The organism is Pseudomonas sp. S3(2024), assembly GCF_036861315.1.
Classification (GTDB): domain Bacteria; phylum Pseudomonadota; class Gammaproteobacteria; order Pseudomonadales; family Pseudomonadaceae; genus Aquipseudomonas; species Aquipseudomonas putida_A.
Genome location: NZ_JAZAQQ010000004.1, coordinates 496,545 through 522,477 on the forward strand (window position 1 = coordinate 496,545; position 25,933 = coordinate 522,477).

Below are 25,933 nucleotides of genomic sequence, written 5' to 3' on the forward strand. Positions count from 1 at the left end.
TGCCCCACCACAAATCTCCCTGTGGGAGCGGGCTTGCTCGCGAAGACGGCGTGTCAGCCACATCCATGTTGAATGACACAGCGCATTCGCGAGAAGACGAGGTCTGCAGGGTTTTGTGCAGCACCAAATGGCGCGTTGCCATTAGCGCCGTCTACACTCAAATCCACCATCGGAGGTAGCGCTCGGCAACGCGCCGGCAAAGGAGTGCGCCATGTCGCCTCGTACGCAGTTCAACGGCCCGGCCCGGCAACGCGGGGCGATCGGGTTGATGGCGGCTGCCACCCTCAGTCTGGCGCTGGTGTTGATGCTGTTGGTGGTCGACACCGGTCGGTTGTACATGGAGCAGCGCAAGTTGCAGCGGGTGGTCGACAGTGCGGCGCTGGAAGCGGTCAGTCGCGGCGGCAATTGTCAGTCAGGCCTCAGTGCAGCCACTTATGCCGGGCAAAGCGCAGTGCGCAATGGCTACATCATCGATAGCAACAACACCCTCGCGACGACCTGCGGCAGTGTGCAGACCGCGGTCAGCGGGCTGCGCGCGTTTACCGTCGATGCCACCCGGTCGAGCGCGATCAAAGTGGTCGCCAGCCGCACGGTGACCACCAGTTTTGCCGGCGGCGTACAGGCCTTGTTCAGCGGCTCGGCGGTCAGCCTGAACACCACGCTCAACGCCTCGGCCGTCGCCGCGCAGCCGACCCCGACGGTTGCGCAACTGAACATCCGCAGTACGCTGGCGAGCATCAACACCGCCCAGTCGAACATTCTCAATCCGCTGTTCTCCGGGCTGCTCGGCGGCAACGTCAACCTCACGGCACTGGGTTGGGACGGTCTGCTCAACACCGACATCAACCTGCTCAGCTACCTCAATCAACTGGCGATCAACCTCAACGTCGCCGCCGGCAACTACACGCAACTGCTCAACACCCAGGCCACGGTCACCCAACTGATTCAGGCGGCCGCGACGGTGGTGCAGCTCAATGGCGCGACCGCGACGGTGATCACTGCGCTGGGTCAGCTGCAGGTTGCGGCGATCAATGCTGCGCCGGTCAAACTCGGCGACATCCTGCAGTTGCAGACCGGCACCACCGCCGCCGGGCTGGATGCCAACCTGCAACTGCTGCAACTGATTCAGGGTGTGGTGCAACTGGCCAACAGCAAAAGCGCGGTGGCCGCGACCTTGCCGATCAGCGTGCTGGGGCTGGCGAATGTCACGGTGCGGGTCAAGGTGATCGAGCCGCCGCAGTTCTCGGCGATTGGTGATCCGGCGCGGGCCAAGGCCAACCCATTGGGGGCGGATCGGATTTATGTGCGCACGGCGCAGATTCGCACCTTCATCTCGGTGAATCTGCCGGTATTGAGTGGGGTGGCTGGGTTGACCAATGCCGTGCTCGGATTAGTGGGTGCCTTGACGCCGACTTTGAATGCGCTGCTGCACCTGGATCTGGCGGCCACATTGAACTCAGTTCTCTGCCTGCTTGGAGCCGGTTGCGAGCAACTGGCCCCGAGACTCCTGCCCTCTCCGGAAATCGATATCAGTCTGGATGCGGGCGGTGCTCAAAGCTATGTCACGGATTACAGTTGTCCGACAGGTACGACTGGAGTAAAGAGCCTGACTGCCCATACCATCACCTCCATTGCCGATCTCAAACTCGGCAAGATCGATCCGGCCAACGCCTTTTCCTCGTCCGCCGAACCGACGGTCACGCCGTTGCCGCTGATTGATCTGGGCATCGAGACTTGCTACGGGCTATTCGGCTGCGACGCGAGCAGCCACGTTCAGTTCGGGGCCGGAGGAATCGGGATCATGCTCGACACCAGCGTCGCGAAAAACACCCAGGACCTGCTGTTTTCCAGCGTGAACGCCAGCGTTCCACCGTTCAATACACCGGCCAACCTCAAGCTGCTACCCAGCGTGCAGTCAGCGGCACCAACCACTGACATCGTTGGCAGCCTCGCCGGGACTCTGGCCGGCATCAACCTGACTGTCTACAAACCGCAGGGCAGTAATCCTTTGGGCTCTATCGTCACCGGGGTCGCTTCTTTGATCAGCGATGTCACCAACAAATTACTGCCGGTGGTCACTAACTTGCTGGCACCTTTGCTCGACCCATTGCTCAACAATCTGCTGAAAAGCCTGGGCATCAACCTTATGGACGTCGACGTCGGTGCCAACATGACCTGCGGCCAGACCGGCAAGGCCTATCTGGTGATCTAGGCGTCCGGGGCAATCGGCAACTCGATGCTGAAACGTGCGCCCTCCAGCGAGTTGCGCACGCTCAAATGACCACCCATGTTTTCGATGATGCCGTAGCTCACCGACAGCCCCAGCCCGGTGCCGACGCCCACCGGTTTGGTGGTGAAGAACGGTTCGAAAATCCGCTCCAGCAAACGCGGCTCGATGCCGCCGCCGTTGTCCTCGACCCACAGCCGCACCTTATGCTCGTCGCGCTCGGCATAAATCGAGATCCATGGCTTGAACGATGAGTCTTTCTCGCGTTTGCCGAGCAGCGCATCGCGGGCGTTGACCATCAGGTTGATCAGCACCTGCTCCAACTGATCGACGTAACCGCGCACCTGCACGCTGAAAGCGGTTTCGCTGATCCGCAGGTCGACGCCTTTGCCGCGCATGCCTTCGGCCAGCAACGACAAGGTGCCTTCGATGGCCGAGGCCGGGTTGAACAGTTGTTGCTCGATCTCCGAACGACGGCCGAACACGCGCATGTGATCGACCACTTTCGCGGCGCGCTGTACCTGGGCGTCGATGCGATTGAGTTTGTCGGTCAGATAGTCGATCTGCACATCACCGTTACCCAGGCGCTTGAGCACGTTTACGATGGCCATGCGCATCACGTTCAGCGGCTGATTGATTTCATGGGCCAGACCAGTGGCCATTTCGCCGAGGGTGGCCATTTTTGCGCTTTGCGTGAGTTGCTGCTGCGAGCGCCGCACCTCGGTGTTATCGCGGCCCACGGCCTGCACCTCAAGCAGGCGCCCGTGTTCATCGAACACCCCGCGATCGGACCACACCCACCATGCATGTTCGCGCCCGGGTAATTGCAGGCTGATTTCGGCGGTGCTCACCGGCAGCTCCGGCGTCAGCAGTGCCAGACGCTGGACGAAGGCGGCGCGTTGTTCGTCGGACATCCAACTGCCCAGATCGACCCCCGGCAATTGCTCCGGGGTGCATTCCAGATAAGTCGCCAGCGGCCGATTGCCGAAGGTCAGCGTCAGGTCCGGGCGATAACGGCAGATCATCGCCGGCGAGTCTTCCACCAGAATCCGGTAACGCTCTTCGCTGTGTCTGACCTGTTCGGCGGCGAGGGTCGCTTCGGTGACGTCCAGCCACAGCCCGACGGCTTCGACCGGCAGACCAAGATCATTGCGCAGCAGTTTGGCTTCGTCGAGCAGCCAGTGGTAGTCGCCGCGTGCGTCGCGCAAGCGAAAACGCGCGCGCGCCGAGCCTTCGCGCAACAGTTGCCGGGTGCGAGCGAAATACAGCTCGCGGTCTTCGGGGTGAATCAGTTGCACCCAGTCGGCGGCGCAGCCCTCGGCCGGCGTCCAGCCCAGCAGCGGCTGCAGGCTGGCGCTGAAGAAGTCGGAAAGCAGCGCACCCTCGACGTAGTGCTGCACATAAATCACCGCCGGCGAACTGGCGATCAGGTTATCCAGCCGCGCATGGGCGGCTTCGGCGCGTTGCTGCTGGTTGCGCGTGTCGCTGATGTCGAGCATGAATCCCACCAGTCGCCGCTGTTCACCGGTGCCGGCGACCTGGCCCTGAACGCGATACCACAAGGGCGTTTGTCCGGGGCTGCTGCGGTGCAGGCGCACGCACAGGGTCAGGGGCTCGCCGTGCAATTGCAGGGCATGCAGACGACTGCGCAGTTCTTCGCGGTCGGCCGGATGAATCAGTTCCAGCCAGTCTTGCAGCGAGATGCGAGCACGGTCCGCCGGCAACACATCGAGCAGCGTAGGCGCCAGCAGCATGTCGTCGCCAAGCATTTCCCACCAACCGGTGCCGAGCAGGGTCTGCAGCGATTCGAGGCGTTCGCTGTATTGATGATGCTGCTGTTCTCGCAGGCGGCTGAGCAGCGGGCCGGCCAGTGCGCTGGTCAGGGCCATCCAGTCGCGGTCGTTCAGGTGCGGGGCGGCAATGTCCACGGTGTAGAAGCCGCAGAGCAGCCACGCCACCACCCCTCGATCATCGCTGTAGGGCACGGCGAACCCGTCGGCGTTGCCGAACGTGGCCTCCACCCGCGCGTGTTCGTACAAGCCATGATGGGCGCCGAGGCGTTGCGGCGCGCTGCCGTTGAGGCTGTCGAGCGGCGTGCCCAGACGTTGGCCGTCCTGCCACAGCAGCGGCGCGTCGTGGGCGCGATATTGCTCGTAGATCTGCCAGCCCTGTGCCTGTTCGTCGAGCAGGGCGATGGCCAGACACGGGATATGCCAGCGCTGGGCGATGGCCTGCAATTGCTCGCTGAGCACCATCGGCAAACGCGTCAGGTTGCAGACGCGCAGGTGTTCGCTGATCTGCCCGGCGAGGGCCTGACAGGTTTCACGATTGCGCGACTGCTGGCGCTCCAGCAGCAGGTCGCCGATGTCCATCAGTTGCAGCATCCAGCCCTCGGCCGAAGGCTGCACCCAACCGCGCAGGTGCAGGGTCTGATCGCTGAGGCCGGGAAAATCCAGATCGAGTATTTGCCCTTGCCAGTCCTGCGGGCGGCCTTCAATTGCCAACGTACTGTGCGCGAGTAAATAAGCCGACAACGGCAGCGGCGAGTCGTGGGGTGGCTGTTGCGCGAGTTGGTGGCGCAACGGCCCGGCGATCTGCAATACGCCGCCGTCGTGGTTCAGTTGCAGGTGCAGGCCCAGCGGCGGTGCGCCGAGATGATCGGGCAGTTCGTTGGCCGGCGGTGGCGCGCGCTTGAGCAGGCGCCCGAACAGATTGTCGCCGGCGGTCAAAATTTCAGGCTCGACGCGGCGGAGAGGGTGGCGGGCAGACTCGGCACTGCACCCACGCCCGGCAGCACCAGAAATGGAATGACCTGATTGAGCTTGCTGGTGGGGTAATCGACTCTGACCGTCAGCGTACCTTGAGTGGCGTCATACACCGCCGAGGTATCGACGCCGACCACCAGGTTCAGCGCGGATGGCACCCACTGCAACTGTTGGGTCAACGCGGTGTTGGCAGTGCTCACCACCACGGAAGCATAACCGGGAGTGTTGGGGTCGACTGCGACGCTGCGGCGCACCGCTTCAGATGTCGCCTCGTTGAAAGTCTGCATCAATACAAACGGCAGGCTGTAGCTGACCAGCGCGTAGAACACGGCGAAAAAAATCACGAATACCAAGGCGAATTCGATCGCCACTGCGCCTGCCTGTGATTTTGCGAAGCCGGTTTTCATGAGTGCGTCTACCCTGACTTTCACTGCGTAGTATCAGCATAGAATCATTCAGCAAAATCGGATGGATTTAACCGGATGCAGAGTTTAGTTCTCCTGATCTGGCTGGCCCTATGCGCCGCCCAGGATGCCCGGCAACGGCGTATCGCCAATGTGCTGACGTTCGGTGCAGGAGCGCTGGCGCTGATCCATTTGCTGGCGACTGGCACGACCTGGTTCGGAGCCGATGCGCAGCAGGGATGGTGGGCCGCCGCGATCGCCCTGATGTTGACCGTTCCTGGGTATTTCATGGGCCGGATGGGCGCAGGCGATGTGAAATTAATGACAGCCATGGGCCTTGCGACGAACGGTTTATTCATTCTTTGTGCGTTTATCGGCGCTGGTATCGCCAGTTTACTCTGGCTGCTGGTCGCGCCAAGAGTCTGGCTTCATATGAGTCAATGGCTTAGAGAACGTCTTCGATATTTAGAGCCAGGAGCGTCAAAGAAGCTGCCATTTGCACCGTTCGTGCTGGCAGGTGTACTGGCTTCGATACATTGGATCCATTAGTCGCCAGATGCCACTAGTCCTATGTACATAGTCGGAAAGTGCGTCTACTTTCAAATGAAGTCGTTACATCGCCAAAGTGCAGAAAAAGTCAGCTTTGGCCCGAGCAATGGAGTGGTTCGTGAACAAGCTTACGTCGGCGGTAAAAGTGCTCGTGGTCGATGATCAGCCGTTGATTGTCGAAGAGTTGTGCGAGTTTCTCGAAAGCAGCGGTTACCGCTGTGTGCCGTGTGAATCCAGCACGCAGGCGATCGAACGGTTCAGCGAAGACGCGGAAATCGGTCTGGTGCTGAGCGATCTGCATATGCCGGACATGGATGGCATTCAGTTGGTGCAGGAGCTGCAACGCATCAGCGGCAAACACCGGGTGTTCGAAGCGATCATGCTCACGGGGCGCGCCGACAAACAGGACGTGATCAAGGCCCTGCGTGCCGGGATTGCCGACTACTACCAGAAGCCGATCCAGCTGGATGAACTGCTCGAAGGCGTGAAGCGTCAGGAAGCGGCCCTGCAAGAGCGGCACAAGAATGTCCAGTTGGGGCACCTGAACCAGAAGCTGCAGTTTCTCTCGGAATCCATCGATGATCTCTACCAGGACCTGGACAAGGTTCGGCGCAATCCGGCGGCGGTGGTCAAAGACATGCTCGGCGGCGACGGCGCCGAAGCCGAGCAGGAGATCCCGGCGATCTTCAATCAGCTGTCGCCACGGCAACTGGATGTGGCGCGGCTGGTGGGCAAAGGGCAGACCAACTATCAGATCGCCTGCGAGTTGGGCATCACCGAAAACACCGTGAAACTGTATGTCTCGCAGGTCTTGCGCCTGACCCATATGCACAACCGCACCCAGTTGGCATTGGCGCTATCACCGAGTGCTTCGGCCGCCCGTCAGCGTGTGACAGCACACTGATCTTGATTGCCTGTTCCTCGCGGGCAGGCAGTCAATTCTTCCAAAACACCCTGAGTGAATTACCCGGCCTGCGTCTTCGGTTTGGGGAACAGATTGTCCAGGGTTTCCAGCAGGCGCACGTGGTAGATCGGCTTGCGAAACAGGTCCAGCACCTGCAGGCGCAGCATGTCGCTGACGTCTTCCATGTCGGCATGTCCGGAGGTCACGATCACCGGCAGATGCTGGCGTGAGGTGTGCTCGCGCAGACGCTTGATCAGCGACATGCCGGACTCTTCCGGCATACGCAGATCGGTAATCACCAGGGCGATATCCGGAAAGCGGGTGAGGTGATGCAGGGCGAGTTTCACCGAGGTGGCGGTGTGACAGACAAAGCCCTCGCCCTCCAGTAACTCGGCCAGCTCAAGCAACGCGTCCTCTTCGTCGTCAACCAGAAGCAACTGTTGGCGGGGGAGCGAGGAGGCAGTCATGGGCAGTCCCTGAAAAGCTGGAAGTGAGATCGAGTGTAGCGCGACATTCGCCGGACGCGACTCACATCAGGGGGTTTGCACCGGAGCGGTTTGCGCAGTGCCGCCAAGGGATACCAGCACGCTGTTGAAAATCGCCAGCACCTTGGCACCAACCGGTGTCACGAACACCACGACCACTACCGCCACCATTGCCACCACAATCGCGTACTCGATGGCCGACGCGCCTTCAGTACTGGTCAGAAAGGCCCGCGCACGCATCAACAGATATTCAACCACCATGAGCATTCTCCTTTGCGTCAGCCCTTGGCCACACGCTGGAAATTCACTTGCCTCGTCAACGCCCGGACGCGCGATTGCTCACCCGCGCGGGCATTGAAAGGGGGCGAGCGGGGGGGATCAAGGCGTAGGCCGGACCTGCGCCGTTCCGCCGAGACTGGTCAGAACTGAGTTGAAAATCGCCAGTACCTTGTTGCCGACAGGTGTCACGAACACCACGACGACCACGGCTACCATTGCCACCACGATTGCGTACTCGATTGCCGACGCCCCTTCCTCGCTTTTGAGAAACAGACGGGCCCTGGCTAGCAGATATTCGAGAATCATACGTCCACTCCTTTGCGCCTCTGGCGCCGATCCCACGCTACAGCGGCATGCTTTCACCGTGCTATCAGAGCATTGTCAACAAACCCCTGCTCAACAACTGTAAGAACGGATTAATCACAAAGGATTAACCAGAACGTTAGTCGAGCCAAACCCTACAGTTAATTGGCCAGGACTCATACTTTAGTGAGTTATTTTCCTGTCAGAAATGGCGTTTTGGCTCGGATCAGCTAGCTTGGAAATAGCGAAATCGTTGCATGTTCATAGCTGCCTGATCGCGAAAAATTCTCTCGGCAGGAAGTACTGGCTGTCGGTGCAGTGAGGAAAGGGAGAGCCGTCATGAACAGTCGCGTCACCATGGGTTTTGCAGCCGTTCTGCTGCTGGGGGCAATCGTCGTCGGCTACTGGGGCCTGATGCTCAGTCGGCAACCGGCTCCCGTTGCCCAAGTGCCTGCCGCCCCGGCAGTCGCCATGGAAAAAACCCTGGCCGCCGCCGAAGATCAGACCCGCCAGCCAGTGGTCGTGCTGTTGCACGATGTGCCGCCGTTCACGCCGCTCACGGCTGCCGATGTGGCGGTGGAGAAACTGCGCAGTGCGCCAGCCGGCAGCCTTTCCAGTGTCGAGCAAGCGGTGGGTCGCACGCCGTGGCGGCACTTGAGCGCAGGCACCTGGCTCAACGACGAAAGCTTTCAGGCCGGTGGCTCACTGGCGCGGATGATTCACAGTGATGAGCGCGCGCTGACCGTGGCCGTAGATGAAGTGATCGGCGCCGCCGGGCAACTGATTCCCGGCGACTACGTCGATGTGCTGCTCTACCTGCGTCAGGACGCGAGCAATCTGCAGCAGTCGGCGCAGATCGTGGTGCCGGCCATGCGCGTACTCGGTGTCGGTGAGCAATACGGCCTGACCAACGACGGCCAACCCGCCACCCCGGCCTTGAGCGCCGACGAAAAACTCAAACAGGATCAACGCCGGATCGCTGCACGCACCGTGGTGCTGGCGGTGCCCGAACAATTGCTCAGCCGGATGATGCTCGCCACTCAGGTCGGCACGTTGCGCCTGGCCGTGCGCAGCAGCGAAGAACAGCGTCTGGCCAAGTACTGGGCCGGTGAAACCCAGTCACCGGCGCACGTGGACAACGCCAACAGCCAGCTCTTCCAGTTCACCCAACTGGCCCTCGGTGCCGCGCCAAAAGCGCCGGCCGCTGGCGGCCATGGCGGTGCGCGGCCGATGGAAGTGATCCGCGGCAATCAGCTTTCCCAACAAGCCCCATGACTGAGCAAGGATCCACGTGCATGCAGAGTCGATTCAGGCCGCTATTAACACCTGTCGTCCGGGCCTTGATACTGATGGGACTGTCGATCAACGCCGCCGTCGCGGCCACCGGCAATTGCTCGGCACTCGGCCGTATGCCGCCGGTGATCGAGATCGGCGAAGGCTTCCAGCAGGACATCCAGTCGCCCGTGGCAATCACCCGCGTGGCTATCGGCGACCCGAAGATCGCTGATGTGCACGACACCGGCAGCGCCTCGTTTCTACTCACCGGCGTGGCCCCCGGCGCCACCAGCCTGATGGTCTGGACGTCGTGCTCCAGTGAGCCGCGCCAGAGCATGGTGTTCGTCAAGGGCAGTGCCACTGCCGCACTGACCAGCGCCAGCAGAATGCCTTCCGATGATCCGACGCTGCCCTCGCAAGTGCAGACCGACATTCGTTTCGTCGAAGTCAGCCGCACCAAACTCAAGGAAGCCACCGCTTCGCTAATCGGTACACGGGGCAATTTCCTGTTTGGTTCGCCCGGTACGTTGCCACCGATCGACGGCGTGCCGACGCCGAGGCTACCGGTGGATAACGGCCTGTTCAATTTCTCGTGGATCGGCGGCAAGACCATGGCGATCATCAACGCGCTGGAAACCAGCGGTTTCGCCTACACCCTCGCACGCCCCAGCCTGGTGGCGTTGAGCGGGCAGAGCGCAAGCTTTCTGGCCGGTGGTGAAATCCCGATTCCGGTGCCCAGCGCCGGCAGCGACAACGTGTCGATCGAGTACAAGGAGTTCGGTATCCGCCTGACCCTGACCCCGACCGTCATCAGCCACGACCGCATCGCGCTGAAAGTCGCACCGGAAGTCAGCGAACTGGATTTGAGCAACGCCGTGCAGATCGCCGGCACCACCGTGCCGGCCCTGACCATCCGCCGTACCGACACCAGCGTCTCGCTGGCCGATGGCGAAAGCTTCGTGATCAGCGGCCTGATCAGCACCACCAACAGTTCGCAGGTGAACAAGTTTCCGGGGCTGGGCGATATCCCGGTGCTCGGCGCCTTTTTCAAAGGCTCGCAGATCAGACGCGAAGAGCGCGAACTGCTGATGATTGTCACCCCGCACCTGGTGCAGCCTCTGGCGGCGGACGCGCAACTGCCATCGCTGCCGGGGGAAAAACTGCGCAACTACGATCCGAATTTCTACCGCATGTTCTTCCTCGAAAACGGCAACTTCGACAAACGCAGTGGGCTGTCCCAATGAACCAGAACCTCAGCCAGACTTTTCTGGCGATCACCCGTAACAGCACCGATCTGGAGTGGCTGCAAGGCGCACTCGCGCCGCTGGGCCAAGTGGTGAGCGCCGGGGCCGGGAGCCTGGACGAGTTGCTGGCGCTGGTCGATGTCACCTTCGCCAGCCTGGTGTTCGTCGGCCTCGATCGCGACCATGTGGTGGCGCAGAGTGCGTTGATCGAAGGCGCGCTGGAAGCCAAGCCGATGCTTGCCATCGTTGCGCTCGGCGACGGCATGGACAACCAACTGGTGCTCAACGCCATGCGTGCCGGCGCCCGGGATTTCGTCGCCTACGGTTCGCGGGCCAGTGAAGTCGCCGGGCTGGTACGGCGCTTGAACAAGCGCCTGCCACCGGTGGCGGCCAACACGCATCTTGGCGGCCTCACGGTGTTGTACGGTACGCAGAGCTATTGCGATGGCGCGCTGCTGGCCAACCATATGGCGCAGGTGGTGCAAAAGAGCGGACAACAGACCCTGCTGTTGGATCTGGGGCTGCCGCGCGGCGACAGCCTGGCGTTGCTCGGGCTCGAGAGTTCGTTCCACTTCGGCGATGCCTTGCGTCACTTGCGCAGGCTCGACGCGACCCTGATCGACAGTGCCTTCACCAGCGCTGAAGCGGGGCTGCGGATTCTGGCGTATGCCAGCAGCGACGAGCCGCTGGAAGGCACCAGCGCCGCCGAGCTGTACATGTTGCTCAGCGCCTTGCGCCAACACTTCCAGCACATCGTCGTGAACCTCACCGGGCAGTCCGACAGTGAAGCCTTGCGCACCTTTGTCAGCCACTGCGACAAGCTGATCTGGTACACCGATCAGAACGTGCTCAACTGCCGCCGCAACCTGGCCGTGCTCAATCTTTGGCGCGAGAAAGGCATGAAGCTCGACCACGCGCGTTTGCTGGTGGACGGCTATCTGGGCAGCGTTGCCCCGGATGCTGAAACCCTGGGCAAAACCTTCAACCTCGAAGTGATCGCGGTATTGGCGGCCAACACCGAAGTGCGCCTGAACGCCAAGAACCAGGGCGTCAGCCTGTTCGAACTGGCCCCGCGGGAAAAACTCACGCAAAGCCTGCGTGCTCTCGGTGAGCGTCTGGCCAAGCGCTCCGAAGGCCTGGCCAAACCCAAAGTCACCTGGTTCGACCGCTTGCGAGGCACCTCATGAGCGCGGAAAAACTGTTCGGCGCGGTGCAGCGCGGCGCGACCGGTAATACCGATCACGAAGGCCTGAAACTGGTCCTGCACCGCTACATCATCGACGCCATCGAAGAGTCGGGGAAAAACCTGCTGGAGGGCTCGCGCCAATTGCTGGCGCAGTTTGTCACCGACAAGGTCGCCGAATACATCGCCCGCCTGCACCTGGCGATTTCCCGTTACGAGATGGAGCGGCTGGCCGAAGAAATCGTCGACGAACTCACCGGTTTCGGCCCACTGGAAGTACTGCTGCGCGATCCGTCGGTGACCGAGATTCTGGTCAACGGCCCACACCGGGTGTTCATCGAGCGCGACGGTGTGTTGCATCAAAGTGACCTGCGCTTTATCGATTCGCACCACGTCGAACGGGTCATGCAACGGATTCTCGCGCCACTGGGGCGACGCCTGGACGAGTCCTCGCCGATGGTCGATGCGCGTTTGCCGGACGGCAGTCGGGTCAATGCGATCATCCCGCCGATCGCGCTCGACGGCCCCTGCCTGTCGATTCGAAAGTTTCGCAAGGACATGCTCAAAAGCAGTGATCTGATGGCGATGCAGACCATCGATCTGGCGATTTTCGAGTTCCTTCAGGAGGCGGTCGGCAAGCGTTGTAACGTGCTGATCAGCGGCGGTACCGGCACCGGCAAAACCACGCTGCTGAACATCCTCAGCCAATTGATCAACCCCCACGAACGTCTGGTGACCATCGAAGACGTCGCCGAATTGCAGCTCAGCCACCCGCATGTTGTGCGCCTGGAAACCCGTCCGCCGAATGCCGAGGGCCACGGCGAAGTCAAGGCCAGCGACCTGATCCGCAACGCCCTGCGCATGCGCCCCGACCGGATCATCCTTGGCGAGATTCGTGGAGTCGAGGTGGTCGATGTGCTGACCGCGATGAACACCGGTCACGACGGCTCGATGAGCACCGTACACGCCAACAATGCCCAGGATGCGTTGCTGCGGTTGGAGACGCTGGTGGGGCTGACCGGTCGCTCGATCGCCGAGCGCACCTTGCGCCAGATGATCTGCGCCGCCCTCGATGTGATCATCCAGCTGACTCGCATGCCCGACGGCCGCCGCTGTGTCAGCGAGGTGGTGGAAGTGGTCGGCATCCGTGAAGACGTCTACGTCACCAACACCTTGTTTCGCCTTGATCGGCGCACTGGTTTCGGCTTCCTGCGCGAAGCGGTCAATCCGGCGGGCGACAAGTTGCGCCACGAGACCCACCTGGGCTGACCGCATGGGACTTGCATCATGATCGGACCGGCCATTCTCATCCTCCTGTGTCTGATCCTGCTCGGGCTATCGATCTGGCTGTTCGTGCACGGTATCCACAAGACCAGCAACGAACGGGTTCTCAATCGTCTCGCGGCGGGGCAGCCGCAACTGGCCGCGCAGAAGCCGACCTGGGTCGGGCTTGAACGGATGTTTTTGCGCGCCGGGCTTGGCCGTCCCAGCGAGCGTTTCGGGCTGTGGATGACCCTGTGGGGCGTGGCGATTGTCCTGGGTTATCTATTGGCGGACTGGATCGGTTTGCTGGCGATGCTGTTGGCGCCGCCGCTGATCCTGCGCCTGTACATTTCCTGGCTGTACCACCGGCGGATCAAACGCATGATCGAGCAGTTGCCGCAGATGCTCGACTACACCGTACGCAGTCTCAAGTCCGGCCGCACCTTGAGCGACGCCGTCATGGGCGGCATCGAATCGAGCGAGGATCCGCTGAAAAAAGCCATGGGCCGGGTGCAGCGCAACGTGCAGCTGGGGGTCAATCTGCCGGATGCGGTCAGCGATTTCGCCGAACTCTACGAACAGGACGAACTGCGCATGTTTGCCCTCGGCCTCAAGGTCAATCATCGCTACGGCGGCAATGCCAGCGAGCTGTTGGAGAACCTGATCAAGCTGATCCGCGAACGTGACCAGGGCGCCCGGCAACTGCGCGCACTGACTGGCGAAACACGCATGACCGCGTGGGTGCTGGGTTCGCTGCCGGTGATTCTAGTGAGCTACTTCATGCTGACCAACCCCGGCTACATGCTCGGCATGTGGCACGACTCCGGTGGTCGGACCATGTTGATCATCGCCGTGGTGTTGCAAGTGACCGGTTGCCTGGCGCTGTGGCGCATGTTGCGGAGTATTTGAAATGGTCTATCTCGCCGCTCTGATGCTGCTGCTCGGCGCGCTGTTGCTGGTGGTCAATCACCTGCTGACCGAGCGCCGCCGGGTGCGCCAGGTCAACCAGCGTTTGCAGGGGCATCTGGTGCGCGAGAACCGTTTCGGTAACTGGCTGCGGGCTCTGGGTAACAGCAGGTTCGGTCAGCGCTCGGTGAGCATCGACAGCGAAACCCAGACCCTGCTCAGTCGCCTCGGCTGGCGCCGCGCCAGTGAGCGCTCGCTGTTCGCCGCCTGCCAGATCGGCACGCCGCTGCTGACGCTTGGGTTGGCGATCTTTCTCCAGGAAGTTTTTTTTCCGCACGCCGCCAACCGCTGGATCGTGCCGATGCTCGCCACCGGCGCCGGTTACCTGTTACCCAAGCGGCTGCTGGCTTACGCCGCCGGGCGTCGGCAGAAAACCATCGCCGTGGAAATCTCCACGTTCATTCCGCTGCTGCGCATCCTCTTCGAGTCGGGCATGGCGGTTGAACAAGCCTTGCGCGTGCTCAGCACCGAAGGGCAGAAACTGCTGCCGGAACTGACCCGCGAACTGCGCCTGATTCTGGCCCGGGTCGACTCGGGACTGGAGCTGGGACAGGAGTTGAACAAGACCTCGGTGATGCTGGCGGTCGATGAGTTCACCGACACCTGCGTGATCCTGCAGCAACTGATTCAGCAGGGTGGCGGGGCAATGAAATCGCTGCTGGCGCTCAAACAATTACTCGACGACCGCCGCCTCACCCGACTGCAGGAATACATCTCGAAGATGTCGGCGAAGATGTCGGTGGTGATGATGCTGTTTCTGTTTCCTGCCTTGCTGATCGTACTGGCCGGCCCGGGGTTCACCGCGATTACCCGGGCGTTTGCAAACTGACGTTGGCTCATGGAGAGCGTTTGATGAAAGCACTGATTGTCTTGGCAAGTGTGTTGTTGCTCGGTGGTTGCGCCACCGACGGTCAGGCGCCGTGGTCGGCGATGCTCGCACCGACCAGTTGCAGCAAACTCGATTCCGAACAGGAACTGGCACTGAACCTGGCGGACGATCTGGCCAACGACGGCAAACTGCACGCCAGCCTGGCCAACCTGCAAAGCCTGCCCGACAAACTGGTCGAGGTACGCCTGCGCAAGGCCAGGGTCTACCGCTTGCTCGGGCGCAGTGAAGCCGAGCCGCTGTATCGCGGTTTGCTCGGCACCTGTCTGACGGCGGATGCCGAACATGGCCTGGGACAGATCTATGCCGCCCGTGGCGACAACGGCCAGGCCCAGGCGCACTTGCAGCGTGCGGTACGTCTGGCGCCGACCAATGAAAAAATCCGCAACGACCTCGGCGTGGTCTATCTCAACCAGTTGCGTCTTGAAGACGCGCGCTTCGAGTTTCTGACCGCTATTGAACTCAAGCAGAACGATCAACTGGCCACGCTGAATCTGGTGAGCTTGTTGCTGTACCAGAACAACTGGCAGCAAGCTGCCGAAATCGTCAGCCGCGCGCACCTGACGCCGGAGCAGTTCGCCGACGCCCAGGCCCGCGCGGAAAAACTCAAGGTGCCGGCCAAGGCCCCGACCGCGGTTGGTAATCAAGTAGCGGTGGTGGCTGACCCACAACCGTCGACGCTCAAGTGACACTCCGGGAGATGACCATGAACACCTTGCACAGTGTTTATTGCCTGGCCCTGCTCAGCCTGCCGTTCGCCGCCCAGGCGATCGACGCCGGCCCGGCCTCGGCGCAGCAACAGGAAACCGAAGGCTGGCTGGTGCTGCAAAGTCGCAACCAGGCCGCCTCGCCCAAGCCGCAAACCGCCACGGCGGTGGAGCGGGAGCTGGCGCTGCAACGCTGGTTGAAGAAATACAAATACGAGATTCCGGATTTTTACGACCCGGATGCGGGCGGCAAGATCGAGACCAAGAACTAGGTTGATCGCAACGCTCAAGCGCGCAGGAGATGCGGCCTGAGCGGATACTGGATGGATTGTCTTGAAAATTGACGCCATCACTTTGACTTTTGTGTGGTATCAAAGTGATGGCTCGTATACATTCCCCGCGCCCGAACCAGGACGACCTGGTGGGACGGTAGGGATGCCTGAATCATGTAACGAACCCTGCTGAAACTGTTTCTCATGTTTTGGAAGGGAATCTCGCGTGACTATCGTATGCCTGCGCCGCTCTGCCCTGGCGCTCTCCATCTCCGCCGCCGCCGCCGCTTTGCACACCTCTATGGCTATCGCCGCCGGCGCGAGCCTGAACCACGATCTGAGTAGCGGCCCGCTGACCAGTAACCTGCAGAACTGGGGGCTGATCACTCTGAGCGGTAACGGCAATATCGCTCCCGTTTCCCAGGTGAGTACGACCTACGGCGCACAGCTCTCGGGGGTGACGGCGGATCAACTGCGCAACACCGGCAATATCCGGATTGACGGCGCCAGGTTCGGCACCGGGATCAGTCTTGGGACCGCTGGAGTGGTGCCGACCAAAATCGCCGGCGCGCTGCTCAACGAAGGCTCTATTTCAGTTCACGGTCTGGCCGACGCTGGCACCTCCAGCGGTATTTCCGATCTCGGCAGCACGCTGGGCGATTCGTTGGGCAACAGTGGCAGCATCGACGTCAGCGGCCAGACCGCCAGTGGCCTGCTGCTGGTGCATACCAGCATGACCGGGCTCAGCAACCGAGGCACCATCAATGCAAGCGGTACCGATGCATTGGGCGTATTGCTCGATGGTGCGACGCTGAGCCAGTCGGTCAACAACACCGGGACTATCCGTGCGACCGGTGCCAATGCCCAGGCATTGGTGTTCGAGGGCGTCAAGTTCAGCGGCGCAGCGGGTTCCGGCTCCACCAGGCTGTGGAACGGCGGAACCATCTCCGGCGAGGACATCGGTGTGCATGTCAGCGGCCAGGCCAGTGGCGCCCTGCCTTTCGGCATCTATCAAATGAACGGGTTGATCGAGGGTGGCAAGGCGGCGATCCAGGTCGATGACGGCGCGAGCTACTTTTATTTCTATGGCGGCGCGGTGAAGGGTGACTTGCTCGGCCTGTCTGGAGTACTGGTCGACGGTGATGCGACTTTCGACGGTTCGACCATCCGCTCCGGCTACGTCACCATCGAAGAGGGCACGCTGACCCTGATGAAGCCGCACACCACCTTCATCGGCGACTTCGATATGGAAGAGTCGAACTCGCTGCTGGAGATGTACCTGGGCAATGACACCAACCCGGCGCTGCCTGTGCTGAAAGTCACCGGCACCACCGATATCGCCCCGGGCGCGCAGCTGCGTCTGCTGGCGCGCTCCAGTGATTTTCGCGTGAGCCCCGGTGGAACGCGTTACACCCTGATCAGCTCGGGGAGTCTGGTCGGTGGCAACAACCTGACCGTGACCTCGACCTCCGCGCTGCTGGATGTGAAGAGTTTCGGTGTGGTCGGCAATGACATCACCAGTGTGGTGACGACCAAGTCGAGCGAGGTGCTGGCCGAGAACACCCTGGCAGTCGGCGGCAGTGATAACGCGGCGACGGCGGTCGGGCATGTGCCAGGACTGCTGGCACGCCTCGATGAACAGGATCCGGTGTTCCAGGCATTCGCCAACGCGAGCACCGATGCCGAACTGGCGCGCCTGAGTGAAACCCTCAGCCCGGATGTCAGCCGTGGTGTACTGCACGCGGCGACCAACAGTCAGACGCTGGTCTCGGGCGTGATCAATGATCGCTCCAGTCGCGCACGCTCAGCCACCGGCGCCCCGGAAAAAGGCGTATGGCTGCAAGCCTTGAGCAGCGATGCCAATCAGGACGAGCGTCGCGGTGTCGCCGGTTATGACGCCGACAGCCACGGGATCGCGGTCGGTGCCGATGGTCAGTTGAATGCCGATACCACACTGGGTCTGGCTTACAGCTACCTCGATACCGATGTGAAATCCGACCTCGGCAACAAGACCAAGGTCACCGGGCATGCGCTGACGCTGTACAGCAACTGGGTGCATGACAACTGGTTCGTCGACTCGACGCTGATGTACGGCTGGAACGATAACGAATCCAAACGTTATATCGCTGGCACTCAGGCCAAGGCTGATTACGACAGTGATGTATTCGGCGTAAGCGCACTGGCCGGTTACAGCCTGCGGCTGATGCCTGATGTGGTGCTGGAACCACAGGTCGGCGCGCGCTATGCCAACGTGGGCATGGATGCGTATCGCGAGAAGGGCAGCTCGGCGTCGCTGAATGTCGGCAGTCAGCGTTATGAAGTCGGTGAGATGGGCGTCGGTGCACGTCTGGCGGCGGCATTCGATGTCGGCAGCGGCAGCCTGGAACCGGAAGCGAAGCTGATGGCCTGGCATGATTTCATCGGTGACAAGGTCAGCACCACATCGGCCTTCGTGCTGGGGGGCGAGTCGTCCGTCAGCCGCGGTACCACGCCGGTGCGTGACGGCTATGAACTGGGCCTGGGCGCCAACTACCGCATGGGCGCGTGGAGCGTCGGCGGCTCTTACAACTATCTGACCTCCAGCGGTTTCGACTCCGACAGTTTCACCGCGAAGGTGCGTTACGCGTTCTGATCCACATCGGGTAAAACCTGTGGGAGCGAGCCTGCTCGCGAAGGCGTAGTGTCAGTCGGCAAAAATGCTGGCTGATCCACCGCTTTCGCGAGCAAGCCCGCTCCCACAGTGATGTGCGCTGCAATGTGAGAGCAAGCGGTCTGCCTGCTCAGTTGATTGATCTGACACCCTACAGTTGATAGCTGAAACTGATGCTGTAACGCGCCCGACGATTGAACGTATCCAGCGCTTCATCGGACATCGGCTTGGCGGCCTCCAACGCAATGTTGTAGTACTTGGCATCGCCAAAACGCAGGCCTACTGCTGCCGATGACAGGTCATTGCTCTGCACCGCCAGCTTGTTGAACCAGGTTTTCGAACGGTCCAGCACCACGTACGGCTGCAGGATGCGCACCCAGTTGCCGTCGCGATTGAAACTGTAGTTGACCTCGTAAGCCGCACCCCAGCCCTTGTCGCCCGATGCCTGATCGTCCGGGTAGCCACGGCCGAAATTCTGCCCGCCGAACACCGCGCGTTCGCTGTCAGGCAGGGTGTCATCACTCCAGTACAGCGCGGCCGACAGCACGCCTTGCCAGTTGTCGAAGAACTTGTCGCTTTGCACCCCGGAGAGGCGCAGGCGCAGGAAGTTCAGGTCCAGCGCCGGGTTGTTGGAATGCGCGCCCATGCTGTCCAGACCCTGATACACGCCACCACTGAGAATCCGCAGTTGCCGGGCATCGCTCTTGCGCCAGTCACCCTCGAATGCGAGGGCACGCACGTTGGTGCGCTCTTCGATGCTGAGCGGATAGCCGACCACGTCGTAGCGGTTTTTGTCATCCACTGCATAGAGCCGCGCTCCCGCGTTAAGCAGCTCGTTGGAGGCGGCAATGAACGGGTGGCTGACACCGATGGAGTAACGATCGTCCTCCTTGTGCGGTTTGAGTTCGAAGCCATCGCTGGTGAGCAAATTGGTGCCCGGATCGGCCCGGTAGCGCGAGGCAAACAGGCTCAGTTGCGTACCTTCGCTATTGAGGAACTGGTTGTAGTCCACACGGTAGTAGCGCTCGTGATCGTCGCCCGGTGGAAACAGACCGCTGAGGGTCAATTGCTCGCCCATGGCGGTCTGCGAGTTGCTGCTGACCCCCAGCAATGCCTGCGTGCCGTTGCGGTTATCTTCGGTGGTGCTCATGGTGCTGGTGAACGGTTTGCGGCTGGCCTGGGCCACCAGCGTCGTTGCACCGTCGGTGGTGCCGGGCGGCGGTACTTGCGCCTGGATGGTCACGCCGGGGATGCGGGTCATCAGGGTGGTGTAGCGTTCGAAGGTCTTGCGGGTCAGCGGGCGCTCGGCCTGGATTTTGGCTGCCAGTTCGTCGAGCAGGCCTTTGACCCGGCCGACATCGCCCTGCACCTGCACATCGCGCACATAACCTTCCACCAACACCACCCGGGCCACGCCATCGTCGAAACGCTGTTGCGGCAGGAAGGCATAGGACAGCAGATAGCCGTCCTTCTGGTAGCGCCGGGTGATGTCGCGTGTGGCTTCGATCAGGTCGGCGAGGCTGCTCTGGTGGCCGATCAGGGGTTTGTAGACTTCGGCCAGTTCGTTGAGCGGGTAGATCGTGCCGCCTTCGATCTGCACGGTTTTCAGGTTGATTTTGGTTTCCATCAACAGCGGCTGCGTCGTGGCCGCGCCGGGGTCGGGTACTTGCAGGGGCGTGGCGGCGGGGCGATAAGCATCTGCCGGCAGGTTCGGCACGGGCAGGTTACGCGTGGTTTCGTTGCTGTTGAGAAAGCTGGGCAGGGTGTCGGCGAGGGCGGCGGAACTGAGACTGAGGAACAGCAGGGATGCCATTACGCGCATAGGACACTCCATGGTCAGATCACAGCGCTGGGCTGAATTTTTCCTAAGAAAAAAGCGGAAGACTCGTGGGAATCTTCCGCCCTCAACCAAGCGTAGGCGCTGTAGGTGCGGCCGTCGAATCGGCCAGGTGCAATTTAGCGTTTGTTGCCTCCAAGAGCGCCGGTCAGGCCACCGAGTACACCGCCCAGACCTCCGGTTGCGGTGCCTCCGGTGGCGGTGCCGCCGCTGACCAGACCACCGACCGCACCGACGGTGGCGCCTACGTTGCTGACCACACCACCCACGGCGGTGGTGACCGGGTTGTTGGTGGAGGCAATGGTGTTGCCGATGCCGCTGACGGCGCCGCCAACCTGGCCAGTGAGACCGGCGACCGGCGCGCCCAGACCTGTCGCGGCGCCGACTTGTTGAGTGACGCTGGTGACCGCACTGGTGACTGGGTTAAGCCCGGCACCCACGGTGGCGCCGACGGTGGCCAGTGGCGAGGTGGTGGCGGTGATCGGAGTGCCCGAGCCGCCGAGTACGGTGTTGAGCGAAGCGATGGTGTTGCCCAGTCCGCCAGCCGTGACGCCGCCGGCGCTGACCACGCCGTTGGTGCTGCCGGCATTCAGACCGGAGCCGACGTTGACCACGGCGCCGCCGACAGTTTGCAGCAAGCCGGTACCGCCCAGACCGCCGCCGAGACCACCGCCCAATCCGCCACCGCTGCTGGTGCCGTTGTCCACCAGCCCGCCGGCTTTGCCGACGGCGGTGCCGACGTTGGTCAAGGCGCCGCCGACGGTGTTGGTCAAGGCGTTGCCGCCGCCAGCACCGGTGACTTGACCACCCACGCCTTTGACGGCGCCACCGACCTGGCCGAGGACACCATTGAGCGGAGCGCCGAGGCCGGTTGCATCGCCTACTTTGTCGGTGGTGCTTTCAACCATGGCAATCACTGGCACCAGACCGTTGCCGACACTTTTAGTCACCGAGCCCAGTGGGCCGGTGGTGGTGGCCAGGCTCAGGGTGTCGCCGAGCATGGTGACTTTTTCACCGACGCCGTCGAGCACCGGTGCCACTTTGGTGACCACGCCGCCGACGACCGGAACGCTGCCGGTGGCGGTCGCCAGTTTGCCGCTCAGGTCCGAGACGCCGGTACCGACATCTGAAACCACGCCGCCGACCGAGGACGCCGTGACGCCCAGGCCATTGTCGACCGTGCCCAGTTTGCCGATGCCGTTGGCCACGCCATCACCCAGGGTAGTGACCACATTGCCTGTGGTTTTTACTGCGCTTTGCACCACGCCGCCCACTACTGGAACGGTGCTCAAGGAGTCGCCGACCTGACCGACACCACTGCCGACGCCCGCGACGGTGTTGCCGACATCCTGCACCAGGGTGGTGGTCACCAGCGGGGTGGTAATCGGGTTGGTCGGGTTGGTTGGATCCGTAGGGTCTGTCGGATTGGTAGGATTGGTCGGGTTCGTCGGATTGGTCGGGTTGGTCGTGCCCGTACCGCCAGTGCCACCGGTACCACCTGTGCCAGCGGTATCGGTGCCGCCAGTACCGCCAGTGCCACTGCTACCGCCTGTGCCACCAGTGCCCGACGTCGCGCTGTCTGGCGAAGAGCTGCCGGAGCTGCTGTGATGGCCGCCACCGCCGCTGCTGCAGCCAGCGAGGCCAAGGGAGAGGATCAATGCCAGAGCTGTTGCCGATTTGCACCACACTTGAGTTTTCATGATTGAGATTCCTTGCACCTGTAACAACATTCGTCGTTTTCGATGGCTCACCGATCTGTCGCCGGTGATGCCTCGTCCGTGGTGCCAATCTCGATCGCGCGGTGCTTTTCCACCATTCTCAAGTTGGTATTAACGCCTTTATATATAAGGCGCCGCGCCGTGCCTAAGGACTAATACCCAGGATATAGACGCATAAAAAAAGGCCTTGAAAATCAAGGCCTGGAGTTTTTCAGAGTGCGGCGCCAAACGCGGAAAAACTTAAGTGATATATACACAATTTACAGGCTTGCCCGGGCGGATACTCAGGCAACCGGTTGCCACTGACCGACCATATGTTCCAGATCGCCGTTGCCGATCAGGCGCAACTCGCCGCTGGATCCCGGCGCGCTCGCCAGCAATGAGACCTCGCTGGGCAAGCGCACCGGTTTGCGAAAGTGCACGGCGATTTCAAGGTTGGCCTTGGGTAGATGATCAGCCAGCGCGGCGAGGGTTCGTGCCTTGTTCCACAGACCGTGAGCAATCGCCGTGGGAAAATCGAACAGCTTGGCACTGGCCGCGCTCAGGTGAATCGGGTTGTAGTCGCCCGAGACTTTGGCGTATTGCCGACCGATATCGGCCGGGGCTTTCCATTGCGCGACTTGCGTCAACACCTGGGACGGTTCCCAGTGTTGCTCAACGGGTTCGCCGTCGAGTTTCACGCCGCGACAGAGCATCTGGCTTTCGGCTTCCCACAGCGGCCCGAGTTGATCATCGAGGCTGGTCAACACCTCGAAGGTCGCGCCTTTGGGATGCGGCTGCAGGTTATGGGCGCGGACGCTGACTTGCGCGCGACTGATCCCGCCCATCGGCCGCAACACGCGAATGCGGTTGCTCAGGTGAATCAGCCCCAGCAACGGGAACGGAAACGCCTTGGCCGTGAGCAATTGCATCTGCAGGGCGAACGCGAGGATGTGTGGATAAGTTGGCGGCAGCAGGCCGTCATCGGTAAAGCCGCAGACCTTGCGATAGGCCGCCAGTTTTTGCGGGTCGACATCGACCCAGCAGCGCAAACCGCTGTCGGGCAGTCGGGTGCCGGTGATCTTGCGCCGTGTCGCGGCCCGCGCGTACAGGCCGGGCAGGCTCGGTTCACGGTCGAGGGTGTGCCATTCAATGCTCATGCCTATGCCCCCAGAACACTTTGTCCACAGACCCGCAATGCCTGGCCGGTAAATGCGCCGGTGCCCGGTTGCGCCAGCCACGCGACGGCTTCGGCGACGTCTTGCGGCAAGCCGCCCTGGCCCAGCGAACTCATGCGCCGTCCGGCCTCACGCAGGCCGAACGGGATATGCGCGGTCATCTGGGTTTCGATGAAGCCCGGGGCCACGGCGTTGATGCTGATGCCGCGTTCGTGCAGCGTCGGCGCCCAGGCCTGAGCCAGGCCGATCAGGCCGGCCTTGCTCGCGGCGTAGTTGGTCTGCCCGCGATTGCCGGCGATGCCGCTGATCGAGGCCAGCAGAATCACCCGCGCATTGTCGTGCAGGGTGCCGCTGTCGAGCAGCGCCTTGGTCAGCACTTGCGGGGCATTGAGGTTGACCGCCAGCACCGCGTCCCAGAATTCCGGGGTCATGTTGGCCAGGGTCTTGTCGCGGGTGATCCCGGCGTTGTGCACCAGAATATCGAGGCCGTCCGGCAGCTGTTCGACCAATTGCGCCGCGGCGTCTTCGGCGCAGATGTCGAGGGTGATCGCCCGGCCGCCGAGGCGCGCGGCGAGGGCTTCCAGATCGGTCTTGGCCGGTGGTACGTCGAGCAGAATCACCTCGGCGCCATCGCGGGCGAGGGTCTCGGCAATCGAGGCGCCGATCCCGCGTGCCGCGCCGGTGACCAGCGCCTTGCGTCCGGCCAATGGCCGGGTCCAATCGGTGACCGGCGTGGCGCACGGGCTCAGGCGAATCACCTGCCCGGAAACAAAGGCACTTTTCGGAGACAGGAAAAACCGCAACGGCCCCTCAAGCTGATCTTCGGCACCCTCACCGACATAGATCAGTTGCAGCGTGCCGCCGCTGCGCAGCTCCTTGGCCAGCGAACGCGAAAAGCCTTCGAGCGCTCGCTGTGCACTGGACGCAAACGGATCGCGCAGGGTTTCCGGGGCGCGGCCGAGAATCACCAGGTGCGCACTGCTGTCGAGGTTTTTCATCAACGGCTGGAAGAACTCGCGCAGCTGTTTGAGCTGGTCGGTGTGCTGCAGATCACTGGCGTCGAACACCACGGCCTTGAGTTTCGGCCCGTGCCCGGGAATCCACGCGGCGGCCAGCGACGGTTCGGTGCCGTAGCTGTAGATCGAGTCGGTCAGGCGATTGGCGAACGCATTGACCCGCTCGGCCAGCGGCCCGCCACCGATCAGCAGCGCGCCGTCCACCGGCCGCAGGCGTCCGGCCTGCCAGCGTTCCAGCCGCACCGGCGACGGCAGGCCCAAAGCCCCGACCAGACGGTGGCCGATGGATGAGTTGGCGAAGTCGATATAGCGGTCAGACATGGAACGCTCTCCAAAAGTTGGGGTTCAAAGTGTGGACTACCAACGGCAATCAATCGTTCGATCCACGCAATAAGGCCTACGCTAGAACAGCAGAGTAGACCACCGTCCCTGTGGGAGCTGGCTTGCCAGCGATGGCGGAGTGTCAGCCACTGGAAATGCTGGAGGTGCCGGCCCTATCGCTGGCAAGCCAGCTCCCACAGGGTTTCCATGAATTCGGATCAACAAGGAGCTTTTCATGAGTCAGCTGCGCCGCGTCGCCATCATCGGTGGTAACCGTATTCCTTTCGCCCGTTCCAACGGGCCGTACGCCACTGCCAGCAATCAGGTGATGCTCACTGCTGCCCTGGAAGGCCTGATCGAACGCTACAACCTGCACGGCCTGCGCATCGGCGAAGTGGTGGCGGGTGCGGTGCTTAAATTGTCACGGGATATGAACCTGACCCGCGAGTGCGTGCTCGGCTCGCGGCTGTCGCCGGCCACCCCGGCCTATGACATCCAGCAAGCCTGCGGCACCGGGCTGGAGGCAGCGCTGCTGGTGGCCAACAAAATCGCCCTCGGCCAGATCGATTGCGGCATTGCCGGTGGCGTCGACACCACCTCGGACGCGCCGATCAGCGTCAGCGAAGGCTTGCGCAAAATCCTTCTGCAGGCCAACCGCGCCAAGACCACCGGCGACAAGCTGAAAACCTTTCTGCAACTGCGTCCGCGGCACCTGATCCCGGAATTCCCGCGTAACGGCGAGCCGCGCACCGGCCTGTCGATGGGCCAGCACTGCGAACTGATGGCGCAGACCTGGAACATCCCCCGTGAGGAGCAGGATCAACTGGCCCTCGAAAGCCATCACAAACTCGCCGCGTCCTACAGTGAAGGCTGGCACAACGACCTGATGACGCCGTTCCTCGGCCTGACCCGCGACAACAACCTGCGTCCGGACCTGACCCTGGAAAAACTCGCCACGCTCAAACCCGCTTTCGAAAAAAGCGCGAAGGGCACGCTGACAGCGGGCAACTCCACGCCACTCACCGACGGCGCCTCGGTGGTGCTGCTGGGCAGCGAGGAATGGGCGAAGGAGCGTGGTTTGCCGATCCTCGCCTACCTGCGCGATGGCGAAGCGGCGGCGGTGGATTTCGTCAACGGCGCCGAAGGCCTGTTGATGGCGCCGGTGTATGCAGTGCCGCGCCTGCTGGCGCGTAATGGGTTGACCCTGCAAGACTTCGATTACTACGAAATTCACGAAGCGTTTGCCGCGCAGGTGCTGTGCACGCTCAAGGCCTGGGAAGACCCCGAATACTGCAAGACGCGTTTGGGGCTGGACGCACCGCTGGGTTCGATCGACCGCAGCCGGCTGAATGTGAAAGGCAGCTCGCTGGCGGCGGGGCATCCGTTTGCCGCGACCGGAGGGCGGATTGTCGCCAACCTGGCAAAACTGCTGGATGCGGCCGGCAAGGGCAGGGGGCTGATCTCGATCTGCGCGGCGGGCGGCCAGGGTGTCACCGCGATCATCGAACGTTGAGCCCGCTCC

Annotated in this window: 22 protein-coding genes; 13 read left to right on the forward strand and 9 right to left on the reverse strand. The window is 62.1% G+C overall.

The window, feature by feature from the left end; genetic code table 11:
- Positions 1–211 precede the first annotated feature (211 nt).
- Positions 212–2,212, forward strand: a complete 2,001-nt coding sequence (locus VLA07_RS13930; RefSeq protein WP_333989471.1) for a pilus assembly protein TadG-related protein — start codon at positions 212–214, stop codon at positions 2,210–2,212.
- Here VLA07_RS13930 and VLA07_RS13935 read toward each other — a convergent pair.
- Together VLA07_RS13935 and VLA07_RS13940 are read right to left on the reverse strand one after the other, a co-directional pair.
- The gene (locus tag VLA07_RS13935) at positions 2,209–4,956 is read right to left on the reverse strand and encodes a PAS domain-containing protein (protein ID WP_333989472.1); all 2,748 of its coding nucleotides are present in this window, start codon (positions 4,954–4,956) and stop codon (positions 2,209–2,211) included. The two genes, VLA07_RS13930 and VLA07_RS13935, sit on opposite strands and share 4 nt — an antisense overlap.
- Positions 4,953–5,399 carry a TadE/TadG family type IV pilus assembly protein gene (locus VLA07_RS13940; protein WP_007963015.1) on the reverse strand — a complete coding sequence of 149 codons (447 nt, stop codon included), beginning with the start codon at positions 5,397–5,399 and terminating at the stop codon, positions 4,953–4,955. Before VLA07_RS13940 ends, VLA07_RS13935 begins: the two co-directional genes overlap by 4 nt.
- A 75-nt stretch (positions 5,400–5,474) precedes the next feature.
- Here VLA07_RS13940 and VLA07_RS13945 point away from each other — a divergent pair, with 75 nt between their 5' ends.
- Positions 5,475–5,945, forward strand: coding sequence for a prepilin peptidase (locus tag VLA07_RS13945; RefSeq protein ID WP_097089922.1), 471 nt, complete (start codon positions 5,475–5,477; stop codon positions 5,943–5,945).
- A gap of 118 nt (positions 5,946–6,063) precedes the next feature.
- The gene (locus tag VLA07_RS13950) at positions 6,064–6,849 is read left to right on the forward strand and encodes a response regulator transcription factor (protein WP_096794830.1); all 786 of its coding nucleotides are present in this window, start codon (positions 6,064–6,066) and stop codon (positions 6,847–6,849) included.
- A 59-nt stretch (positions 6,850–6,908) separates the two neighbouring features.
- Here VLA07_RS13950 and VLA07_RS13955 read toward each other — a convergent pair whose 3' ends face one another.
- From VLA07_RS13955 to VLA07_RS13965, 3 genes are all read right to left on the reverse strand, one after another.
- Positions 6,909–7,316 (reverse strand): response regulator, encoded by a 408-nt coding sequence (locus tag VLA07_RS13955; protein WP_095138201.1) that lies wholly within the window; start codon positions 7,314–7,316, stop codon positions 6,909–6,911.
- Between the two features lie 66 nt (positions 7,317–7,382).
- Entirely contained in the window at positions 7,383–7,595 is a 213-nt protein-coding gene (locus tag VLA07_RS13960) for a Flp family type IVb pilin (protein ID WP_096794831.1), read from the reverse strand.
- A 117-nt stretch (positions 7,596–7,712) separates the two neighbouring features.
- Entirely contained in the window at positions 7,713–7,919 is a 207-nt protein-coding gene (locus VLA07_RS13965; RefSeq protein ID WP_095138203.1) for a Flp family type IVb pilin, read from the reverse strand.
- A 336-nt stretch (positions 7,920–8,255) separates the two neighbouring features.
- On the opposite strand from VLA07_RS13965, the gene cpaB reads away from it, so the two are divergent.
- From cpaB to VLA07_RS14010, 9 genes are all read left to right on the forward strand, one after another.
- On the forward strand, positions 8,256–9,191 hold the full coding sequence (cpaB, locus tag VLA07_RS13970) for a Flp pilus assembly protein CpaB (RefSeq protein ID WP_333989473.1): 936 nt from the start codon (positions 8,256–8,258) through the stop codon (positions 9,189–9,191).
- A 20-nt stretch (positions 9,192–9,211) separates the two neighbouring features.
- Positions 9,212–10,435, forward strand: a complete 1,224-nt coding sequence (locus VLA07_RS13975) for a type II and III secretion system protein family protein (protein WP_096794833.1) — start codon at positions 9,212–9,214, stop codon at positions 10,433–10,435.
- Positions 10,432–11,622 (forward strand): pilus assembly protein, encoded by a 1,191-nt coding sequence (locus tag VLA07_RS13980; protein WP_333989474.1) that lies wholly within the window; start codon positions 10,432–10,434, stop codon positions 11,620–11,622. The genes VLA07_RS13975 and VLA07_RS13980 overlap by 4 nt, the downstream gene beginning before the upstream one ends.
- Positions 11,619–12,887, forward strand: coding sequence for a CpaF family protein (locus tag VLA07_RS13985; protein ID WP_330207398.1), 1,269 nt, complete (start codon positions 11,619–11,621; stop codon positions 12,885–12,887). Before VLA07_RS13980 ends, VLA07_RS13985 begins: the two co-directional genes overlap by 4 nt.
- 18 nt (positions 12,888–12,905) lie before the next feature.
- Complete coding sequence (locus VLA07_RS13990; protein ID WP_330207397.1) at positions 12,906–13,790, forward strand: type II secretion system F family protein; 885 nt, start codon at positions 12,906–12,908, stop codon at positions 13,788–13,790.
- Between the two features lies 1 nt (position 13,791).
- Complete coding sequence (locus tag VLA07_RS13995; RefSeq protein WP_096794837.1) at positions 13,792–14,676, forward strand: type II secretion system F family protein; 885 nt, start codon at positions 13,792–13,794, stop codon at positions 14,674–14,676.
- A gap of 23 nt (positions 14,677–14,699) precedes the next feature.
- The gene (locus tag VLA07_RS14000) at positions 14,700–15,422 is read left to right on the forward strand and encodes a tetratricopeptide repeat protein (protein ID WP_333989475.1); all 723 of its coding nucleotides are present in this window, start codon (positions 14,700–14,702) and stop codon (positions 15,420–15,422) included.
- Between the two features lie 17 nt (positions 15,423–15,439).
- Positions 15,440–15,712, forward strand: coding sequence for a DUF3613 domain-containing protein (locus VLA07_RS14005; RefSeq protein WP_333989476.1), 273 nt, complete (start codon positions 15,440–15,442; stop codon positions 15,710–15,712).
- Between the two features lie 226 nt (positions 15,713–15,938).
- Positions 15,939–18,344, forward strand: coding sequence for an autotransporter family protein (locus VLA07_RS14010; protein WP_333989477.1), 2,406 nt, complete (start codon positions 15,939–15,941; stop codon positions 18,342–18,344).
- A gap of 169 nt (positions 18,345–18,513) precedes the next feature.
- Here the strand turns inward: VLA07_RS14010 and VLA07_RS14015 are convergent, their stop codons facing one another.
- The 4 genes from VLA07_RS14015 to VLA07_RS14030 all read right to left on the reverse strand — a co-directional run bounded on the left by VLA07_RS14015 (position 18,514) and on the right by VLA07_RS14030 (position 24,411).
- Entirely contained in the window at positions 18,514–20,184 is a 1,671-nt protein-coding gene (locus tag VLA07_RS14015; protein ID WP_333989478.1) for a ShlB/FhaC/HecB family hemolysin secretion/activation protein, read from the reverse strand.
- 134 nt (positions 20,185–20,318) lie between these two features.
- Complete coding sequence (locus tag VLA07_RS14020; RefSeq protein ID WP_333989479.1) at positions 20,319–21,899, reverse strand: collagen-like triple helix repeat-containing protein; 1,581 nt, start codon at positions 21,897–21,899, stop codon at positions 20,319–20,321.
- 302 nt (positions 21,900–22,201) lie between these two features.
- The gene (locus VLA07_RS14025) at positions 22,202–23,056 is read right to left on the reverse strand and encodes a MaoC family dehydratase (protein ID WP_333989480.1); all 855 of its coding nucleotides are present in this window, start codon (positions 23,054–23,056) and stop codon (positions 22,202–22,204) included.
- A gap of 2 nt (positions 23,057–23,058) precedes the next feature.
- A complete protein-coding gene (locus tag VLA07_RS14030; RefSeq protein WP_333989481.1) occupies positions 23,059–24,411 on the reverse strand; it encodes a 3-oxoacyl-ACP reductase in 1,353 nt (450 codons plus the stop codon).
- Between the two features lie 235 nt (positions 24,412–24,646).
- Here VLA07_RS14030 and VLA07_RS14035 point away from each other — a divergent pair, with 235 nt between their 5' ends.
- Entirely contained in the window at positions 24,647–25,924 is a 1,278-nt protein-coding gene (locus VLA07_RS14035; protein ID WP_183783578.1) for an acetyl-CoA C-acetyltransferase, read from the forward strand.
- Positions 25,925–25,933: the final 9 nt, after the last annotated feature.

Coding starts and splice junctions, on each gene's coding strand:
- VLA07_RS14035 (WP_183783578.1), top strand. CDS start 24,647: ATGAGTCAGCTGCGCCGCGTCGCCATCATCGGTGGTAACCGTATTCCT.
- cpaB (WP_333989473.1), top strand. CDS start 8,256: ATGAACAGTCGCGTCACCATGGGTTTTGCAGCCGTTCTGCTGCTGGGG.
- VLA07_RS14000 (WP_333989475.1), top strand. CDS start 14,700: ATGAAAGCACTGATTGTCTTGGCAAGTGTGTTGTTGCTCGGTGGTTGC.
- VLA07_RS14025 (WP_333989480.1), bottom strand. CDS start 23,056: ATGAGCATTGAATGGCACACCCTCGACCGTGAACCGAGCCTGCCCGGC.
- VLA07_RS13940 (WP_007963015.1), bottom strand. CDS start 5,399: ATGAAAACCGGCTTCGCAAAATCACAGGCAGGCGCAGTGGCGATCGAA.
- VLA07_RS13930 (WP_333989471.1), top strand. CDS start 212: ATGTCGCCTCGTACGCAGTTCAACGGCCCGGCCCGGCAACGCGGGGCG.
- VLA07_RS13990 (WP_330207397.1), top strand. CDS start 12,906: ATGATCGGACCGGCCATTCTCATCCTCCTGTGTCTGATCCTGCTCGGG.
- VLA07_RS13945 (WP_097089922.1), top strand. CDS start 5,475: ATGCAGAGTTTAGTTCTCCTGATCTGGCTGGCCCTATGCGCCGCCCAG.
- VLA07_RS13980 (WP_333989474.1), top strand. CDS start 10,432: ATGAACCAGAACCTCAGCCAGACTTTTCTGGCGATCACCCGTAACAGC.
- VLA07_RS14030 (WP_333989481.1), bottom strand. CDS start 24,411: ATGTCTGACCGCTATATCGACTTCGCCAACTCATCCATCGGCCACCGT.
- VLA07_RS14015 (WP_333989478.1), bottom strand. CDS start 20,184: ATGCGCGTAATGGCATCCCTGCTGTTCCTCAGTCTCAGTTCCGCCGCC.
- VLA07_RS13960 (WP_096794831.1), bottom strand. CDS start 7,595: ATGGTGGTTGAATATCTGTTGATGCGTGCGCGGGCCTTTCTGACCAGT.
- VLA07_RS13995 (WP_096794837.1), top strand. CDS start 13,792: ATGGTCTATCTCGCCGCTCTGATGCTGCTGCTCGGCGCGCTGTTGCTG.
- VLA07_RS14020 (WP_333989479.1), bottom strand. CDS start 21,899: ATGAAAACTCAAGTGTGGTGCAAATCGGCAACAGCTCTGGCATTGATC.
- VLA07_RS13955 (WP_095138201.1), bottom strand. CDS start 7,316: ATGACTGCCTCCTCGCTCCCCCGCCAACAGTTGCTTCTGGTTGACGAC.
- VLA07_RS13965 (WP_095138203.1), bottom strand. CDS start 7,919: ATGATTCTCGAATATCTGCTAGCCAGGGCCCGTCTGTTTCTCAAAAGC.
- VLA07_RS14005 (WP_333989476.1), top strand. CDS start 15,440: ATGAACACCTTGCACAGTGTTTATTGCCTGGCCCTGCTCAGCCTGCCG.
- VLA07_RS13985 (WP_330207398.1), top strand. CDS start 11,619: ATGAGCGCGGAAAAACTGTTCGGCGCGGTGCAGCGCGGCGCGACCGGT.
- VLA07_RS13975 (WP_096794833.1), top strand. CDS start 9,212: ATGCAGAGTCGATTCAGGCCGCTATTAACACCTGTCGTCCGGGCCTTG.